Source organism: Bacillus altaicus (assembly GCF_042136375.2).
Lineage (GTDB): Bacteria > Bacillota > Bacilli > Bacillales > Bacillaceae_G > Bacillus_A > Bacillus_A cereus_U.
Map to the genome: position 1 here is coordinate 2,012,155 of NZ_CM143394.1, position 18,242 is coordinate 2,030,396.

Below are 18,242 nucleotides of genomic sequence, written 5' to 3' on the forward strand. Positions count from 1 at the left end.
GATATTTGTAATATTTTTTAGGACCACTTTATAAACATTCAATTTAAGCGGATACAGATTTGTTCTTTATTTTAGGTTGCTCTTTATTAGAAGGTAGTTTCTTAATTATAAGATATGAAATAAGGTAGTATAAAAATATGTTGTGACTTCTGTATAAACTTGTGGAAGTGAGCGGGATGAAATTGGATATAACTAACATTGTTCATGTTGTCACATTAATGTAACAATAAGGCTTTAAAGTACTTCTAGAGGTGAAAACATGAATACTCATCGTGTGAAGAAAGAACAAAACATATCAAACTTTAAAAAAATTATCATTACTGGTTTAATAAGTATAGTAATGATTTCAGTAAGCTTGTATTTTTATGCGACAGAAATAGAACGAAAACTAGTAACAGTCACGTGGAATGAAATAGAAGCTTCGACGATTCCTAAAGAGTTTAATAATAAAAGGATATTGCAATTCTCAGATGTGCATTTAGGGCCAGAGTTTACACTGAAACAATTAGAAAATTTGGTGGAGAAGATGAATGAGTTACATCCAGATATAGTAGTTTTTACAGGAGATTTAATAGATAAGTTTGGATCTTATAATGAGGAAAGAGAAGAAGCGAAAGTCATTTTGCAGAAAATTCATGCTCCCCTAGGAAAATATGCTGTGTTTGGGAATCATGATAGAGGTGGAGGTGGTAGTTTATTTTACAAAAAGTATATGGAGGAAGCTGGTTTTTCTGTTTTAGTAAATGAAGTACAGAAAATTAAATCGGAAAATGGCAAGTATATTACAATATCAGGTTTGGATGATTTTTTATTAGGGAAACCACAAATAGATTCGACTTTAAAAAACTTAAGACAACAAGATTTCAATATGCTATTAATACATGAGCCTGATGTTGTAGACAAAGTAGCTCGTTATCCAGTTGATTTTCAAATGTCAGGACATAGTCACGGAGGACAAGTTCAGATTCCTTTTGTAGGTCCATTAATTACTACAAAATTAGCTGAGAGCTATGTTGAAGGTATGTATGAATTAGAAGGTAAGAGTAAGCCGTTACATTTATATGTAAATCGAGGTATTGGAACGACTCGAATGCCTGTCAGGTTTTGGAGTGTACCTGAACTTTCAGTTTTTGTATTAAAGCAAAATAATAATTAGAATAGAATGTTTCATATTTTGGAGAATTAAGAGTACTTTTAAAGAAAGTTCTCTTTTTTATTGATTAAATGCAGAATATTATGTACTTTTATGTAAAGTGTTAAAAAGAAAGGAGAATTTTTATGATAGAAACATGGCATAAAGAATTGGAAAGTTTATATAATCAAATGGTTTCGTGGCGAAGAGATTTTCATCAATACCCAGAGCTATCGTTTCAAGAAATAGAAACACCGAAAAAAATAGCTGGAATCTTAAAAAGTTTTCATATTGATGTGAAAATAGATGTCGGGGGAAGAGGGGTAATCGGCGTAATTGAAGGTGGAATACCTGGGAAGACGATCGCGTTGCGTGCTGATTTTGATGCACTGCCGATTCAAGATGAAAAGCAAGTTTCATATAGATCAAAGGTTCCTGGCGTAATGCACGCTTGTGGCCATGATGGACATACAGCAACACTTTTAGGTGTTGCAAAAATATTAAGTGATAACAGAGACCAACTTTCAGGAAAAATAATCCTTATTCATCAACATGCAGAAGAGAAAGAACCTGGTGGGGCAATTGCCATGATTGAGGATGGTTGTTTAGAAGGAGTAGATGTTGTTTTTGGCACACATTTATCTTCTCAAATGCCTGTAGGAATTGTTGGGGCGAAAGCTGGAGCAATGATGGCTGCAGCTGATACTTTTGAAGTGAAGATTCAAGGGAGAGGTGGTCACGGCGGTATGCCGCATCATACTGTAGATGCCATTATCGTTGCAACACAAGTTATTAATCAATTGCAACTTTTAGTTAGTAGAAAAGTAGATCCGTTGCAATCTGCTGTATTATCAGTTGGTACATTCCATGCTGGTCAAGCAGATAATATTATTGCGGATACTGCTACATTTACAGGGACAATTCGGACGTTAGATACTGAAGTGAGAGAATTTATGGAGAAGGAATTTAAACGAGTTGTTGAGGGGATTTGTCAGTCTCTTCATGCTGAAGTTAATATTCAATATAAACGCGGTTATCCAATATTAATAAATCATTTAGATGAAACGAGTCATTTTATGGAGATTGCGAAACGTGATCTTGGAAGAGACAGAGTCATTGAAGTACCACCGATTATGGGTGGAGAAGATTTTGCGTATTACTTAGAACATGTTCCAGGAGCATTTTTCTTCACAGGTGCGGGTAATGAAGAAATAGGAGCAACATATCCACATCATCATCCTCAATTTGATTTTGATGAACGTGCGATGTTGGTTGGTGGGAAGTTACTTTTAAGTCTCATAAATAGTTATTTGAGAGATGGAAAAGAATCTCTTAAAACTTTAGATGTGAATACGACAAAGTAATTTACATAAATAAAAAACAACAATAGGTTATTTGACACTCCCACCCTTAAAGGGGCAAGCTGACTAATGTCAGTGGGATTCTTGCTACCAAAGGCGAAGTCCATTTCTGGTATCGCTGACGTGCAAGAGTGCGGTGTGCCATCACCACTCTCACGACAGACCATATAGGTTCGTGAGCTAGGTACTATCACTATACCGTACAGATTCGTATTCCGATGTTTTAGCGTCCTGTTCTTGACGTCACATATTATTTTACCGATAGCATGAATTCGGCTATCGAACTTCCTATGATATCTTGTTTTCGAAGAATGGTATATCCAATCATTGCTAGAAAAGCTTCATATATAAGTAAAGAAAAGAGTAATTACTATTGTCATAGTGAATATAAACTTTTTTCTTGACTTTTTATATGAAGGAGAGCAAAATGGTAAAAAAGGAAGGGGGGATGATGATGGAAGAGTACGTATTAGAACTATATAATCTGTTATATACGACAGAATGGCAAGATATTGTTTCGTTTCTCGGGATAGTATTTTGTATGAAAATTGTAATCGTATATATGGAAGAGCAAGGTATGTTCTATTCCTTCTCATCCCCGTTCGATTTACAACGAGAACCGTTGCTAAACTATGCCAATATAAATGATAAACAAATTCCTTTTGTTATATTCTTTATGATTCGTTTTATAACGGCGATTGTGAAGAAGAAGGAAAGTGATGAAGAAGAATGCCATCCAACTTGTTATGTAGCCAACGCTTTTTAAGCTAAATACAAGGAGGAGATTTATATGTGGTTTCGATTTCTTATGATTGGTTTCTTTTCATTAACAGCAATTTCATTAATGGGATATCAAGTGTCTGAAATATATCAAGCGTATAGCAATACGTTTTTTAATAAAAACTAATTGCATTGCTATTTAAATAATAAAGCGATAAAATCCTTCTTAAGAAGTTTTATTAAGAAGGATTTTTTCTTTGTGTAGTCTTACTGTGTCAAACTATTGTCACATTTACACTGTGAATAATATGTTAAAATAGTGAGGTTACGTATACATATTTGAAGGAAGAGGAGTGACCATATTGGTGAATCAATCAACTAATCAGAAAAGCTATGCTCCTATTGTGATAACGCTTTCTGTAATTGTAAATGCGATTATTTTATTTTTGTTCTTTGGACCCGTGGGATATGAAGGAGAAGTACATTTTGATGTAACTATCTTACCAATGTTAAATGCAATTTTTAATAGTTTTACGTTTGTATTTTTATTAGCAGCTTTATTCTCTATTATTAAAAAGAATGTGAAAATGCATCGTGGCTTTATTCTTGCAGCATTTACAACGACTTTATTATTTTGTGTGTCATATTTATCGTATCATTACTTGGCACCAGCAACACATTTCGGTGGAGAAGGATTCATTAAATATGTGTATTTCATCATTTTAATTACACATATTATCCTTGCGGCGATTATTGTACCACTTGCATTGTTCGCACTAGTATTTGGTTTTACGAATCAATTAACACGTCACCGTAAAATTGTACGTTGGACGATGCCGATTTGGTTATATGTAAGTTTATCTGGTGTTATTGTTTACTTAATGATCTCGCCTTATTATCAATAAAAAATCTCAGCCTTTAAGGCTGGGGTTTTTTTGTTAAGCAAATTTGTTTGTGAAATTAAAAAAGTGTGGTATACAAAAGTATAGTTGCTTTTCATATGGAAGGGATGGTAAAGATATATGCAAAATTTTGTATTTCGTAATCCAACAAAACTTATTTTTGGTAAAGGACAATTAGAGCAGTTAAAAACTGAAATTCCACAGTTCGGTAAAAAAGTTCTTCTCGTATATGGAGGAGGAAGTATTAAAAGAAACGGTATTTATGATAATGTAATTTCTATTTTAAAGGATATAAATGCGGAAGTGTTTGAGTTGACGGGTGTTGAACCGAATCCTCGTTTATCAACAGTAAAGAAAGGGATTCAAATTTGTAAAGACAATGGAGTCGAATTTATTTTAGCGGTTGGCGGAGGAAGTGTAATCGACTGTACGAAAGCGATTGCTGCTGGTAGTAAATATGATGGAGATGTATGGGATATTGTAACGAAAAAATCATTTGCTAGCGAGGCGTTACCGTTCGGTACTGTACTCACTCTTGCGGCAACAGGTTCTGAAATGAATGCAGGCTCTGTAATTACAAACTGGGAAACGAATGAAAAGTACGGCTGGGGCAGTCCGGTTACATTCCCTCAGTTTTCAATTTTAGATCCAGTACATACTGCGTCTGTGCCGAGAGACCAAACAATTTATGGTATGGTCGATATTATGTCGCACGTATTAGAGCAATATTTCCATCACGGCATGAATACAGAATTACAAGATCGTTATTGTGAGTCTATTTTAAAAACAGTAATTGAAACAGCTCCTAAGCTTTTAAATGATTTAGAAAATTATGAGCATAGGGAAACGATTTTATATTGCGGAACGATGGCTTTAAACGGTATTTTAGCAATGGGAGTAAGAGGAGATTGGGCAACCCATAATATTGAGCATGCAGTTTCTGCTGTTCATGATATACCACATGGGGGTGGCCTTGCGATTTTATTCCCGAACTGGATGAAGCATGTTGTAGATGAAAATATTAGTCGTTTTAAACAGTTCGCTATTCGTGTATTCGATGTAGAAACAGATGGGAAGACCGATAAAGAGATTGCATTAAAGGGAATTGAGGTGTTACGTCAATTTTGGACTTCGATTGAAGCGCCAGTAACATTAGCTGATTACGCTATTAGAGAAAGTGAAATTGACTTGATGGCGGATAAAGCGATGGCTTATGGTGAATTCGGTAACTTTAAAAAATTAAATAAAGATGATGTTCTTGCAATTTATAAAGCTTCTTTATAAGTGAAGCGAGAGAAGAAACCTATTTGATTGTTGTATCAAATAGGTTTCTTTTTTGTTGTTTATAACCGATTGTGATTGTTAGTGATTATTTATGACTGTTTATGGTTGATTTTTGTGATCACTTTCATTATACTGTAATCAAAGAAGAGGTGAAGAAGATGTTAACTCCTGAACGTCATCAAATGATACTACAACTTGTGAAAGAAAAAAAAGTGGTTAAATTACAGCAATTAGTGGAAAGAACAGAAAGCTCTGAATCGACAATTCGTCGTGATTTAGCACAATTGGAAAAACAAAGGTTATTAAAAAGAGTTCATGGTGGTGCCTCTGTTTTAACAGGAAAAGGACAGGAGCCAACGATGATTGAAAAATCATCCAAAAACATTCAAATAAAACAACAAATTGCCAAGCATGCGGCTAGTATTGTTGAACAAGGGGATTGCGTTTATTTAGATGCAGGAAGTACAACATTTGAAATGATTCCATTTTTAATAAATAAAGATGTTACTGTCGTAACGAATGGACTTATGCACATTGAAGCTTTAGTTGAAAATAATATTCGTGCGTATTTACTAGGCGGGATGATGAAGAGTAGGACGAAAGCTTTAATTGGTGCTATGGCACAGGAAAGTATGCAGAAGTATCGCTTTGATAAATGTTTTTTAGGAGCTAATGGTGTACATGAACAGTTAGGGTATACAACGCCAGATCCAGAAGAAGCACTCTTGAAACAAATGGCATTAACATTAGCGAACGAAGGGTATTTCTTAATTGATGAAAGTAAATTTTCAGAAGTTGCGTTTGCAAAAATTGCAAATGTTGAAGATGCAAGCATTATTACAAATCATTTAGAAATTGATTTAGAAAAATATAAAAGACAAACCAATGTAATTGAGGCTGATAAACAATGATCTATACAGTTACTTTAAACCCATCTATTGATTATGTAGTACAAGTTAATTCTTTCGATTTAGGAACAGTAAACCGAGCAGAGAAAGATATGAAATTTCCAGGAGGGAAAGGCATTAATGTTTCTCGCGTTCTTCATCGTTTAGATGTTGAAAATGTAGCGCTTGGATTTACCGGTGGATTTACCGGTAAATTTATTAAAGATGTATTACATGCGGAAGGTGTAACAACAAACTTCGTTCAAGTAGACGGAGATTCCCGAATTAATGTGAAAATAAAAGGGCAAGAAGAAACAGAGCTAAATGGACAAGGTCCTAGTGTGACAAATGAGCAATTTGAACAATTGATGAAAAAAATCGAAAGTATGCAATCTGGAGATTGTGTTGTACTAGCCGGAAGTGTACCTTCCTCTATTCCAACTACCTTTTATGAATCAATCGCAGCGTTTGGAGCCGAAAAAGGTATTCGTGTAGTAGTAGATGCAAGTGGAAGTGCACTGCAGCATGTAACTAAAAATAAGCCATTTTTAATAAAGCCAAATCATCATGAACTTGGTGAGTTATTCGGAGTGGAGCTTTCAACAGTAGAAGACATTTTACCGTATGGAAGAAAATTAATCGAACAAGGTGTAGAGCACGTTATCGTATCAATGGCAGGAGATGGAGCTTTATTATTTACGGCAGAAGGTATATATGAAGCAACTGTTCCAAAAGGTGTTGTAATTAATTCAGTTGGGGCGGGAGATTCCCTTGTTGCAGGATTTGTAGGTAAATATGAACAGACAAAAGATATTGAAAAAGCATTTCAATATGGTGTTGCAACGGGGAGTGCAACAGCATTTTCAGCAGATTTATGTACAAAGGAAAAAGTAGAAGAATTGTTGTCGCAAGTAGTTGTAGTTAAGCGATAGGGGGGAAGCAACATATGAAAATTACAGAACTATTAAAAAGGGATACAGTCATTATGAATATGACAGCTTCAAATAAAGAAGCTGTCATAGATGAATTAGTTGAGAAATTAAATGGTGCGAATTGTTTAAATAATAAAGCTGAATTTAAAGAAGCTATTTTAAAGCGAGAGTCACAAAGTACAACAGGAATTGGTGAAGGTATTGCTATACCTCATGCGAAGACGAATGCCGTTAAACAACCATCGATTTGTTTTGGTAGAAGTGTAAGCGGTATCAACTATGAGTCGCTTGATGGACAGCCTTCTCATTTATTCTTTATGATTGCTGCAAGTGAAGGGGCGAATAATACTCATTTAGAAACGTTGTCTCGTCTATCTACATTATTAATGGATGAAGGTTTTCGTAAACAATTATTAGAAGCAAAGGATGAAGAGGAACTTCTTCGTTTATTTGATGAAAAAGAGAATGAAAAAGAAGAAGAAAAAGAAGAAGTTGAAGTAGCAAAGCCAGAAGGGAATGAACCATACGTATTAGCTGTTACAGCTTGTCCAACTGGTATCGCTCACACATATATGGCTGCGGATAGTTTAAAAGCAAAAGCAGTAGAGTTAGGTATAGCCATTAAAGTTGAAACGAACGGATCAACAGGTATAAAGAATGGTTTAACGAAAGAAGATATTGAACGTGCAACAGCGATTATCGTTGCGGCAGATAAACAAGTAGAAATGAATCGTTTTGCTGGAAAACATGTCATTCAAGTGCCGGTTGCTGATGGTATTAGAAAAACTGAAATCCTTCTTAATCGAGCTGTAAAACAAGATGCACCAATCTTTAAGGGTGTAAAACAGGATGGGAAGGCAGAAAGTGTAGAGAAAGAAAAAGGGTTGGGAATTTATAAGCATTTAATGAGCGGTGTAAGTAATATGCTTCCATTCGTCGTTGGTGGCGGGATTTTAATCGCGCTAGCGTTTATGTTCGGTGGAATTAAGGCAAAAGGTCCTATTGCTGAAATATTAATGGCTATTGGCGGTGGAGAAAAAGGAGCCTTCTTATTCCTTGTACCAATTTTAGCTGGATTTATTGCAAGCTCTATTGCTGATCGACCTGGTTTTATGCCTGGTGTTGTAGGTGGGTTTTTAGCAGCACAAGCGAATGCGGGATTTTTAGGTGGATTAATTGCTGGTTTCTTAGCTGGATATGTTGTTTTAGGATTGAAAAGATTATTTTCAGGATTACCAGTACAGTTAGAAGGAATTAAACCTGTTTTGTTATATCCAGTCTTTGGATTGTTGATTACAGGAGTTGTTATGCAAAAAGTAGTAAACCCGCCTGTAGTAGCATTAAATGAAATGTTAACAGGATGGTTAAATGGTTTGAGTGGTACGAATGCTATATTATTAGGACTTATTTTAGGTGGTATGATGGCAATTGATATGGGTGGTCCAATTAATAAAGCTGCATTTACATTTGGTATTGCTGCAATAGAAGCAAAGAATTTTGGAGTGCACTCTGCTGTTATGGCTGGTGGTATGGTACCGCCACTTGCGATTGCATTAGCAACTACATTCTTTAAAACAAAATTTACAGAAGCGGAACGTAAATCTGGTTTAACAAATTATATTATGGGAGCGTCGTTTATTACAGAAGGTGCTATTCCATTTGCCGCTGCCGATCCGGTACGTGTAATTGTAAGTTGTGTTGCTGGTTCAAGTATCGCGGGTGCCTTATCTATGTTATTCCAAATTACATTGCCGGCACCGCATGGTGGATTGTTTGTTATCGCATTAGTGAATAAACCGTTGCTATATATTTTCTCTATATTAATTGGGACGATTGTTTCAGCTATTATGATAGGTGTTTGGAAGAAGAAAGTTAAATAAAAGATAAAAAGGGACAGCTAATAGGAGTTGTTCCTTTTTTGTTACAAAAAGTAATTTAATAATTGGATTATGATGGATTTTGGTAAAAGATGTAATGAAAAGTGATTTTTTTGTAACAAAAAAGTAATACTGTAATTTTTTCTGGAAAAAAATTCTTATGCTAATGTGTGAGAAATATATGAAAACTATTGCTAATTTTGATGGGAATACAATTCTTTAATATGGAAATTTATGTTACAAATCATTAATCGTTTATTACGAGTGCTTTGTAATTGTGTGATTTTCGAAATTCCCCAAAAAACTGTTGCTATAATGAGAACACGAAAACAAAGCAAATGGAGGCTATTCATGAAAAAATTATTAGGTATAGCAACAGCAGCAGTTTTTGGTCTTGGGATTTTTGCAGGTTCTGCTAAAGCGGAAACGATTGTAACAACAGATGTATTAAACGTTAGAGAAAACCCGACTGTAGAATCAAAGCTTGTAGGTAAAATGTTAAGTGGAAATAAATTAGATGTTATAAATACAGAAAACGGATGGTCCAAAATTAAATTAGATGGCAAAGAAGCGTTTGTAAGTGCTGAGTTTACGAAAAGTTCTTATTATGTAACAGCAAACGTATTAAACGTTCGTGCTGGAGCGAATACTGATTCAGAAATTCTTGGCACGCTTAAAAAAGATGACTTGATTGAAACGACAAATCAAGTACAAAACGAATGGTTACAATTCGAATATGGCGGGAAAGCGGCGTATGTTCACGTACCATTTTTAACAGGTACAGCACCTGTTATTGAAAGAAAAGAAGTTCCAGCTCAAGATGAAGCGCCAACTAAGGAGAAAACGGCGGTTAAAAATGATACATCAGTTAAGGAGAAAACTCCGGCTAAAAATGATACGGCAGTTAACGGAAAAGAATCTGTTAAAAGTGGGGCATCAAGTAAACCAGTAGCACAAGCGAAGCCGGCAGCTAAGCCAGCAGCTAAGCCAGTGGCGAAATCTACTGAAACAAGTGCACCTGCTGGTCGTGAAATAACAGTAGAAGCGACAGCTTACACAGCTAATCCGAGTGAAAATGGCACATATGGTGGTCGTGTGTTAACTGCGATGGGGCATGATTTAACAGCGAATCCAAATATGAAAGTTATTGCTGTTGATCCGAAAGTAATTCCTCTTGGATCAAAAGTGTGGGTGGAAGGATATGGAGAAGCAATTGCTGGAGATACTGGTGGTGCGATTAAAGGAAACCGTATTGACGTTTTAGTTGGTTCAGATAGCACTGCTGATAGTTGGGGTCGTAAATCCGTTAAAGTGAAAGTTATAAAATAAGGTATTGAAATAAAAAACGGCTGCTTGAAAATGTCTAAGCGGCCGCTTTTTTTATATAAGAATTATTGAAAAGGGTAAATTGTTTTACCTGTAATAATTTTATACGCGGTGCAAAATTGAGTTTGCATATACTCTGTATTTTTATTTTCTGGATGTAATGCTGTTTCTTGAAGAGTAGAATGAAAGGAACGTAGTAAACAATTTAGTGCGAAGTATAATTCTTCTTGTGAACAATTTTGTTCTTTTGTAGCGGTCGCTAAAATAAGGTCCTTTATTAATAATGGAAAATCGATAGTCGCTTGTTTCATAGTCATTGCACCCTCTCCGAGCTATTTTTTATCATGTATATGCAGAATTGGACAAGCTATGCTCTTTTTTTATGTATAATTTCATGTACTAGATTCAAAGAACTTGCAATCATGCCGTTAAAATTGGTAAGATTGGGTATAATCAATAGATGGAGTATATTACATAAAGAGAGTTGAATGATATGGGAGAAGTGCAACGTGAAAAAGTTGCTGTCATCATTGGGCCAACTGCTGTCGGGAAGACGAAATTAAGTATCGATCTTGCAAAAGCGTTGAATGGTGAGATTATTAGTGGTGATTCCATGCAAATTTATCGTACGATGGATATCGGGACTGCAAAGGTGACGACAGATGAGATGGACGGAATTCCGCATTATATGATTGATATAAAAGATCCGGAAGATTCATTTTCTGTGGCGGAATTTCAAGAACGTGTCCGTAAGTGCATTCGAGAAATTACTGAGCGCGGGAAATTACCAATTATTGTTGGTGGAACCGGTCTCTATATACAATCTGTTCTATTCGATTACCAGTTTACAGATGAGGCTGGGGACGCTACATACCGAGAACAGATGGAAAAATTAGCATTAGAACGCGGTGTGGAATATATACATAAAAAGTTGCAAGAAGTAGATCCAGAAAGTGCGGAGCGTATTCATGCCAATAATGTAAGGCGTGTTATTCGGGCGTTAGAAATTTTTCACACGACGGGTGAAAAAATGAGTAACCAGCTCGAAAAACAAGAAAATGAGTTACTGTACGATGTTTCATTAATTGGCTTGACAATGGATCGAGAAATGCTATACGATCGCATTAACTTACGTGTTAACCTAATGATTGAACAAGGTTTATTAGAAGAAGTAAAAGGTTTACATGAAAGAGGAGTGCGAGATTGTCAATCTATTCAAGCGATTGGTTATAAAGAGATATATGATTATTTTGAGAATCGTGTATCTTTAGAAGAAGCGGTATCACAATTAAAGACGAATTCACGCCGTTATGCAAAACGTCAATTAACGTGGTTCCGTAATAAGATGGATGTCGCGTGGTTCGATGTTACTGATGGTGAAAAAACGTCAGAAATTTTACGATACATAGAAGGAAAGCTACAACTAAAGTCGAATAATAGTTAAGTAGAGAAAAAGAGGAGGATTCGACATGAAGCAATCAATCAATATTCAAGATCAGTTTTTAAATCAACTCCGTAAAGAGAATACGTTCGTTACGCTGTACTTATTAAATGGTTTCCAGCTTCGTGGATTAATTAAAGGTTTTGATAACTTTACAGTCCTACTGGAAACAGAAGGTAAGCAACAGCTTATTTATAAACATGCAATTTCTACATTTGTACCACAAAAAAATGTTTCAATTGAATTAGAGTAGTAATGAATTATTGTACATAACAAAAAAGAGCGAGTTTCTCGCTCTTTTTTTATTTGCCATAAACAATAAATAGTGAAATTTAAGCGATTCTAAATACAGTAAGACGAATGTTAGTGTTTCCTGTTGCAGGGATCGTAATCTCGTTAAGAGTAGATTGGACAGAAATGTTTGCTCCAGCAGCTAATGTTTCGATTGTAGTAAATGAAAGTGAGTCGCCTATTAGATTTGAAGAGAAGTTGTCAGTAGCAACAGCTCCATTAATTGAAATTCCTACTCCAAGTGGAGCGCATCCTGGCGCAGTTGTAGAAATAGATACGCTAATTACATAAATACCAGCGTTAATAACAGTAACTGTATTTGTGCCGTTAAAGATAATATTGTTTACGTTAATTGCAGTACTAAAAATAAAGTTATTAAATTGGAGTACGGTTTGTTGGATGTTGTTTGTTACAACGATTGTCGCTACTGGGAAGCTAGGCCCAGTAGGTCCGGTAACTCCTATACCAGTGGCACCGGTAGCACCCGTGTTACCTTGAATACCTTGAGGTCCAGTGGCACCCGTGTTACCTTGAACACCTTGAGGTCCGGTAGCACCCGTGTTACCTTGAATACCTTGAGGTCCAGTGGCACCCGTGTTACCTTGAACACCTTGAGGTCCAGTAGCGCCCGTGTTACCTTGAACACCTTGAGGTCCGGTAGCACCCGTGTTACCTTGAGGTCCAGTAGCGCCCGTGTTACCTTGAACACCTTGAGGTCCAGTAGCGCCCGTGTTACCTTGAACACCTTGAGGTCCGGTAGCACCCGTGTTACCTTGAACACCTTGAGGTCCGGTAGCACCCGTGTTACCTTGAACACCTTGAGGTCCGGTAGCACCCGTGTTACCTTGAGCACCTTGAGGTCCGGTAGCACCCGTGTTACCTTGAACACCTTGAGGTCCAGTGGAACCAGTAGCACCTGTGTTACCTTGAGCACCTTGAGGTCCAGTGGAACCAGTAGCACCCGTGTTACCTTGAACACCTTGAGGTCCGGTAGCACCTGTGTTACCTTGAACACCTTGAGGTCCGGTAGCACCTGTGTTACCTTGAACACCTTGAGGTCCAGTGGCACCGGTAGCACCCGTGTTACCTTGAATACCTTGAGGTCCGGTAGCACCCGTGTTACCTTGAGCACCTTGAGGCCCAGTAGGTCCAGGAGGCCCACCAGAAGGTCCAGAAGGTCCGGTAACTCCTATACCAGTAGCACCTGTGTTACCTTGAGGTCCAGTAGCGCCCGTGTTACCTTGAACACCTTGAGGTCCAGTAGCGCCCGTGTTACCTTGAACACCTTGAGGTCCGGTAGCACCCGTGTTACCTTGAACACCTTGAGGTCCGGTAGCACCCGTGTTACCTTGAGCACCTTGAGGTCCAGTAGCGCCCGTGTTACCTTGAACACCTTGAGGTCCGGTAGCACCCGTGTTACCTTGAACACCTTGAGGTCCGGTAGCACCCGTGTTACCTTGAACACCTTGAGGTCCGGTAGCACCCGTGTTACCTTGAGCACCTTGAGGTCCGGTAGCACCCGTGTTACCTTGAACACCTTGAGGTCCAGTGGAACCAGTAGCACCTGTGTTACCTTGAGCACCTTGAGGTCCAGTGGAACCAGTAGCACCCGTGTTACCTTGAACACCTTGAGGTCCGGTAGCACCTGTGCCACCTTGAACACCTTGAGGTCCGGTAGCACCTGTGTCACCTTGAACACCTTGAGGTCCAGTGGCACCGGTAGCACCCGTGTTACCTTGAATACCTTGAGGTCCGGTAGCACCCGTGCCACCTTGAGCACCTTGAGGCCCAGTAGGTCCAGGAGGCCCACCAGAAGGTCCAGAAGGTCCGGTAACTCCTATACCAGTAGCACCTGTGTTACCTTGAGGTCCAGTAGCGCCCGTGTTACCTTGAACACCTTGAGGTCCAGTAGCGCCCGTGTTACCTTGAACACCTTGAGGTCCGGTAGCACCCGTGTCACCTTGAACACCTTGAGGTCCGGTAGCACCCGTGTTACCTTGAACACCTTGAGGTCCGGTAGCACCCGTGTTACCTTGAGCACCTTGAGGTCCAGTAGCGCCCGTGTTACCTTGAACACCTTGAGGTCCAGTGGCACCGGTAGCACCCGTGTTACCTTGAGCACCTTGAGGTCCGGTAGCACCCGTGTTACCTTGAACACCTTGAGGTCCGGTAGCACCCGTGTTACCTTGAACACCTTGAGGTCCAGTGGAACCAGTAGCACCTGTGTTACCTTGAACACCTTGAGGTCCAGTGGAACCAGTAGCACCTGTGTTACCTTGAACACCTTGAGGTCCGGTAGCACCCGTGTTACCTTGAACACCTTGAGGTCCAGTGGCACCGGTAGCACCCGTGTTACCTTGAACACCTTGAGGTCCAGTGGAACCAGTAGCACCCGTGTTACCTTGAACACCTTGAGGTCCAGTGGAACCAGTAGCACCCGTGTTACCTTGAACACCTTGAGGTCCAGTGGCACCGGTAGCACCCGTGTTACCTTGAACACCTTGAGGTCCAGTGGAACCAGTAGCACCTGTGTTACCTTGAACACCTTGAGGTCCAGTGGCACCGGTAGCACCCGTGTTACCTTGAGCACCTTGAGGTCCGGTAGCACCCGTGTTACCTTGAGCACCTTGAGGTCCAGTGGAACCAGTAGCGCCTGTGTTACCTCTAGGTCCGGTAGCACCAGTAGCGCCTGTGTTACCTCTAGGTCCGGTAGCACCAGTAGCGCCTGTGTTACCTCTAGGTCCGGTAGCACCAGTAGCGCCTGTGTTACCTTGAGGTCCGGTAGCACCAGTAGCGCCTGTGTTACCTCTAGGTCCGGTAGCACCAGTAGCGCCTGTGTTACCTCTAGGTCCGGTAGCACCAGTAGCGCCTGTGTTACCTCTAGGTCCGGTAGCACCAGTAGCACCTGTGTTACCTCTAGGTCCGGTAGCACCAGTAGCACCTGTGTTACCTTGAGCACCTTGAGGTCCAGTGGCACCGGTAGCACCCGTGTTACCTCTAGGTCCAGTGGAACCAGTAGCGCCTGTGTTACCTCTAGGTCCGGTAGCACCAGTAGCGCCTGTGTTACCTCTAGGTCCGGTAGCACCAGTAGCGCCTGTGTTACCTCTAGGTCCGGTAGCACCAGTAGCGCCTGTGTTACCTCTAGGTCCGGTAGCACCAGTAGCGCCTGTGTTACCTCTAGGTCCGGTAGCACCAGTAGCGCCTGTGTTACCTCTAGGACCAGTGGCACCAGTAGCGCCCGTATTACCTTGAGGTCCAGTAGGTCCAGTAGGTCCTCTGCCGAACGAAGCTGAATTAACTAGAGTAGTTTGTAACTCTGCAATTAATTTAAGGAGTTCTTGGAGTGTACAAGGATCAATTCGGAATAACTTTGTAATGTAAAGTAAATAATTAATTAAAATTTGAAGTTCAATAAATACAGCACTTGCTACAAAGGTTGGATTTCTTAATATAGTTATTAAGTTTTTAATGATGGCTAATCCTTGTGCTTTCAGAGCGGAAGTAGTGTCTAGTGAACAGATGAATTTGCTTAGTAGGTGCAATGTATCTATTAGATCCTCTATGTTTTTGGGAGATGGATTGGCGAAAAGTTTAGGGATTATTTTTATTAAATCGTTAATGATTGCGCGGAATGTTCTAATTTGCGCTTTAGTAATTGGAATCGTTGGGGTAGTTGGAATGCGTCCAGCGCTAGTTGGAAAGCATGGATTGGAGTATTTATTTTGATTGTCGTTAAAGCGAGACATTAAATCTCTCCTTTCTAATAAGAATGTGAACGAAACTCATCATAGTAGATGCAGGGAGTAGTTAAATGGTCATAGTGAAATTAATTGTTTCGAGAAAAAAATAAAAAAACGCCTTATTATAGGGCGTTTTTTTTATTTTCAGCATATTGATAATACCGTTTTAGTGAAATTTTTGATTTGAAGCCAATTAATTTTATGATCTCTGGCTCTGGGGTTTGTTTTTTTATTAGGCGTAAAATAAATGTGTTCCGGAAATGTTGTCCAGAAATGCCTTTACGTAAATTCGCTCTTGCTACTTCAAGTCGGATCATTTTTTGAATAGCGATTTCTGTTAGTGCTTTTGGTGCGTCGTTTTCATATACCCATCTGTATGTTCCACGGTTAAAATCGAATGCAACAAACAATGGGTCATTACTATGGTATTTAGGACGAACTGGTTCTGGAATACTTTTATAATATGTGTACAGTTGTTTTTTGTCTTCGACTGCTAATGGGATTGTTCTTTCTACTCCTGCGGTTGCTGGAATAGAAAGTGTATTAGTTTCAAAATGAACGTGATGCATAGTTAATGCTGTAAGCTCTTGTAAGGATAGTCCGTAGTCGATTAATAGACTTAAAATGACGATATTACGATCCATTAATAACGGACGAACAGGACGTTGTTTTTCTGAAAGTCCTTCTAATGAAGTGACTATATGCTTTAATCTTTTTTCTTCATCGGATGAAATGAAATCTTCATTACGCAATGCACGGTTTGGTTGAATAGTAATTTCCATATTCTTTAATGGATTTGGAATGTTAAGAAAATGATGCATTCTATTTAATACAATAAATACACGATGCATTGTTTTCTCAGAGTAGTGTCGATTCTTTTTTAAGTCTGAAAAGTAATCTTCATAGTCTTTTGTACAAAGTGTTGCCCATATATTACTGGAAGGGAGCTTTTTGTTTTTTTCTAACCAATGTCCAAAATCTTCAATGTCATAAACATAACGTTTAATGGTTGAAGACTTTCGGCCTTTATTCAATAAAAAAATAGAAAAGGCTTGTATTGTATCATGGAATTCCGTTGTTTCCATAGTCCCACCACCTTGATTATTTCTTATATTATAGCAAACTTTTCTGAAAATAGGCATTTGCAAGAGGGACTGGAATAATAATATTTGGTGAGTGGATAAAATGAGGTGATTGTATGGAACAATCGATGCGTAAGAAAAATAACAATCAAATTAATATTGTATTAAACCATCGAAAGAAAATTTCGTTACCGGCATCAGAAAATAAAACGGTAATTTCAAGTGAAACCACTACTAAACATGAGATGTTGCAGAGAATTGAAGAAGAGATGGGAAAACTTGTTGGGATGGATGATATAAAAAAGATAATAAAAGAAATTTATGCTTGGATTTATGTAAATAAAAAAAGGCAAGAGGTGGGGTTGAAGTCTGAGAAGCAAGTGCTTCACATGTTATTTAGGGGGAATCCCGGTACTGGGAAGACAACCGTTGCTAGAATGATAGGGAAATTGTTGTTTGAGATGAATATTTTATCGAAGGGGCATTTAGTTGAAGCTGAACGTGCTGATCTTGTAGGTGAGTATATCGGACATACAGCACAAAAGACAAGGGATTTAATAAAGAAGGCTATGGGAGGGATTTTATTTATTGATGAGGCGTATTCATTAGCGCGGGGTGGAGAGAAGGATTTTGGGAAGGAAGCTATTGATACACTTGTGAAGCATATGGAAGATAAGCAACACGGTTTTGTATTAATTTTAGCTGGATATTCAAGAGAGATGAACCATTTTCTTTCATTAAACCCAGGATTACAATCTCGTTTTCCGTTTATTATTGAATTTGCGGATTACTCGGTAAATCAGTTGTTGGAAATTGGAAAGAGAATGTATGAAGAACGTGAATATCAGTTGTCGAAAGAAGCAGAGTGGAAATTTCGAGATCATTTACACGCGGCAAAGTATTCGTCACAAATTACATCGTTTAGTAATGGGCGATACGTACGGAATATTGTTGAAAAATCAATTCGCACACAAGCTATGCGATTGTTACAAGAGGATACGTATGATAAATATGATTTAATTGGGATATCAAGTATGGATTTGATGCTTGAAGAGGAGACGCACAGTACGTAAACTGTGCGTCTATTTTTTGATGTATAAGTACGTTACTCTTTTTTCGCTTTTTCTTGGTAAGATTTATGGAAGCGTTCCATTTTAGCGCTTTTTTCGTGTGCTGAATTAGGATCGTGTGTAATTTGGTCTACTGAGCTTTTTTGAGCACCTTTATTAACATGGTTTGTCATTTGTATTCACCTCGCTTTAAAAAT

The 18,242-nt window shown here is 38.4% G+C and carries 16 protein-coding genes; 12 read left to right on the forward strand and 4 right to left on the reverse strand.

Annotation, left to right across the window (positions count from 1 at the left end):
- Window positions 1-259 precede the first annotated feature (259 nt).
- The 9 genes from ACE38F_RS10630 (at window position 260) to entD (ending at window position 10,424) form a co-directional block, all read left to right on the forward strand.
- The gene (locus ACE38F_RS10630; RefSeq protein ID WP_375369363.1) at window positions 260-1,156 is read left to right on the forward strand and encodes a metallophosphoesterase; all 897 of its coding nucleotides are present in this window, start codon (window positions 260-262) and stop codon (window positions 1,154-1,156) included.
- 122 nt (window positions 1,157-1,278) lie between these two features.
- Entirely contained in the window at window positions 1,279-2,496 is a 1,218-nt protein-coding gene (locus tag ACE38F_RS10635) for an amidohydrolase (RefSeq protein WP_375369362.1), read from the forward strand.
- Window positions 2,497-2,920: 424 nt separating this feature from the next.
- Window positions 2,921-3,259 carry a hypothetical protein gene (locus tag ACE38F_RS10640; RefSeq protein ID WP_375369361.1) on the forward strand — a complete coding sequence of 113 codons (339 nt, stop codon included), beginning with the start codon at window positions 2,921-2,923 and terminating at the stop codon, window positions 3,257-3,259.
- Between the two features lie 316 nt (window positions 3,260-3,575).
- Complete coding sequence (locus ACE38F_RS10645) at window positions 3,576-4,118, forward strand: DUF420 domain-containing protein (RefSeq protein ID WP_341306058.1); 543 nt, start codon at window positions 3,576-3,578, stop codon at window positions 4,116-4,118.
- Between the two features lie 117 nt (window positions 4,119-4,235).
- The gene (locus tag ACE38F_RS10650; RefSeq protein WP_215553890.1) at window positions 4,236-5,399 is read left to right on the forward strand and encodes an iron-containing alcohol dehydrogenase; all 1,164 of its coding nucleotides are present in this window, start codon (window positions 4,236-4,238) and stop codon (window positions 5,397-5,399) included.
- A 158-nt stretch (window positions 5,400-5,557) separates the two neighbouring features.
- Window positions 5,558-6,310, forward strand: coding sequence for a DeoR/GlpR family DNA-binding transcription regulator (locus ACE38F_RS10655; protein WP_215553889.1), 753 nt, complete (start codon window positions 5,558-5,560; stop codon window positions 6,308-6,310).
- Complete coding sequence (gene pfkB, locus ACE38F_RS10660) at window positions 6,307-7,218, forward strand: 1-phosphofructokinase (protein WP_215553888.1); 912 nt, start codon at window positions 6,307-6,309, stop codon at window positions 7,216-7,218. Before ACE38F_RS10655 ends, pfkB begins: the two co-directional genes overlap by 4 nt.
- Before the next feature lie 14 nt (window positions 7,219-7,232).
- The gene (locus ACE38F_RS10665) at window positions 7,233-9,098 is read left to right on the forward strand and encodes a PTS fructose transporter subunit IIABC (RefSeq protein WP_215553887.1); all 1,866 of its coding nucleotides are present in this window, start codon (window positions 7,233-7,235) and stop codon (window positions 9,096-9,098) included.
- Window positions 9,099-9,446: 348 nt separating this feature from the next.
- A complete protein-coding gene (entD, locus tag ACE38F_RS10670; protein ID WP_375369360.1) occupies window positions 9,447-10,424 on the forward strand; it encodes a cell wall-binding protein EntD in 978 nt (325 codons plus the stop codon).
- Window positions 10,425-10,486: 62 nt separating this feature from the next.
- On the opposite strand, the gene ACE38F_RS10675 is transcribed toward entD, so the two are convergent.
- Entirely contained in the window at window positions 10,487-10,732 is a 246-nt protein-coding gene (locus ACE38F_RS10675; protein ID WP_002199601.1) for a hypothetical protein, read from the reverse strand.
- Between the two features lie 182 nt (window positions 10,733-10,914).
- Here ACE38F_RS10675 and miaA point away from each other — a divergent pair, with 182 nt between their 5' ends.
- Together miaA and hfq are read left to right on the forward strand one after the other, a co-directional pair.
- Window positions 10,915-11,865: a tRNA (adenosine(37)-N6)-dimethylallyltransferase MiaA gene (gene miaA / locus ACE38F_RS10680; RefSeq protein ID WP_375369359.1), complete on the forward strand. Its 951-nt coding sequence runs from the start codon at window positions 10,915-10,917 to the stop codon at window positions 11,863-11,865.
- A gap of 25 nt (window positions 11,866-11,890) precedes the next feature.
- The gene (gene hfq / locus ACE38F_RS10685; protein ID WP_000813896.1) at window positions 11,891-12,115 is read left to right on the forward strand and encodes an RNA chaperone Hfq; all 225 of its coding nucleotides are present in this window, start codon (window positions 11,891-11,893) and stop codon (window positions 12,113-12,115) included.
- Between the two features lie 79 nt (window positions 12,116-12,194).
- On the opposite strand, the gene ACE38F_RS10690 is transcribed toward hfq, so the two are convergent.
- Both ACE38F_RS10690 and ACE38F_RS10695 read right to left on the reverse strand, forming a co-directional pair.
- Window positions 12,195-15,899 carry a Gly-Xaa-Xaa repeat protein gene (locus ACE38F_RS10690; protein ID WP_462782399.1) on the reverse strand — a complete coding sequence of 1,235 codons (3,705 nt, stop codon included), beginning with the start codon at window positions 15,897-15,899 and terminating at the stop codon, window positions 12,195-12,197.
- Window positions 15,900-16,015: 116 nt separating this feature from the next.
- On the reverse strand, window positions 16,016-16,978 hold the full coding sequence (locus ACE38F_RS10695; RefSeq protein ID WP_215553883.1) for a tyrosine-type recombinase/integrase: 963 nt from the start codon (window positions 16,976-16,978) through the stop codon (window positions 16,016-16,018).
- A gap of 113 nt (window positions 16,979-17,091) precedes the next feature.
- On the opposite strand from ACE38F_RS10695, the gene spoVK reads away from it, so the two are divergent.
- Window positions 17,092-18,048 carry a stage V sporulation protein K gene (gene spoVK / locus ACE38F_RS10700; RefSeq protein WP_215553882.1) on the forward strand — a complete coding sequence of 319 codons (957 nt, stop codon included), beginning with the start codon at window positions 17,092-17,094 and terminating at the stop codon, window positions 18,046-18,048.
- 32 nt (window positions 18,049-18,080) lie between these two features.
- Here spoVK and ACE38F_RS10705 read toward each other — a convergent pair whose 3' ends face one another.
- A complete protein-coding gene (locus tag ACE38F_RS10705; RefSeq protein ID WP_002111258.1) occupies window positions 18,081-18,218 on the reverse strand; it encodes a hypothetical protein in 138 nt (45 codons plus the stop codon).
- Window positions 18,219-18,242 lie beyond the last annotated feature (24 nt).

Bases quoted from the DNA above. Each gene is read 5' to 3' on its own strand.
- ACE38F_RS10705 (WP_002111258.1), bottom strand. From the start codon at position 18,218: ATGACAAACCATGTTAATAAAGGTGCTCAAAAAAGCTCAGTAGACCAA.
- ACE38F_RS10640 (WP_375369361.1), top strand. From the start codon at position 2,921: ATGGTAAAAAAGGAAGGGGGGATGATGATGGAAGAGTACGTATTAGAA.
- ACE38F_RS10675 (WP_002199601.1), bottom strand. From the start codon at position 10,732: ATGAAACAAGCGACTATCGATTTTCCATTATTAATAAAGGACCTTATT.
- miaA (WP_375369359.1), top strand. From the start codon at position 10,915: ATGGGAGAAGTGCAACGTGAAAAAGTTGCTGTCATCATTGGGCCAACT.
- ACE38F_RS10655 (WP_215553889.1), top strand. From the start codon at position 5,558: ATGTTAACTCCTGAACGTCATCAAATGATACTACAACTTGTGAAAGAA.
- ACE38F_RS10630 (WP_375369363.1), top strand. From the start codon at position 260: ATGAATACTCATCGTGTGAAGAAAGAACAAAACATATCAAACTTTAAA.
- pfkB (WP_215553888.1), top strand. From the start codon at position 6,307: ATGATCTATACAGTTACTTTAAACCCATCTATTGATTATGTAGTACAA.
- ACE38F_RS10665 (WP_215553887.1), top strand. From the start codon at position 7,233: ATGAAAATTACAGAACTATTAAAAAGGGATACAGTCATTATGAATATG.
- ACE38F_RS10650 (WP_215553890.1), top strand. From the start codon at position 4,236: ATGCAAAATTTTGTATTTCGTAATCCAACAAAACTTATTTTTGGTAAA.
- ACE38F_RS10690 (WP_462782399.1), bottom strand. From the start codon at position 15,899: ATGTCTCGCTTTAACGACAATCAAAATAAATACTCCAATCCATGCTTT.
- ACE38F_RS10635 (WP_375369362.1), top strand. From the start codon at position 1,279: ATGATAGAAACATGGCATAAAGAATTGGAAAGTTTATATAATCAAATG.
- entD (WP_375369360.1), top strand. From the start codon at position 9,447: ATGAAAAAATTATTAGGTATAGCAACAGCAGCAGTTTTTGGTCTTGGG.
- ACE38F_RS10695 (WP_215553883.1), bottom strand. From the start codon at position 16,978: ATGGAAACAACGGAATTCCATGATACAATACAAGCCTTTTCTATTTTT.
- hfq (WP_000813896.1), top strand. From the start codon at position 11,891: ATGAAGCAATCAATCAATATTCAAGATCAGTTTTTAAATCAACTCCGT.
- spoVK (WP_215553882.1), top strand. From the start codon at position 17,092: ATGGAACAATCGATGCGTAAGAAAAATAACAATCAAATTAATATTGTA.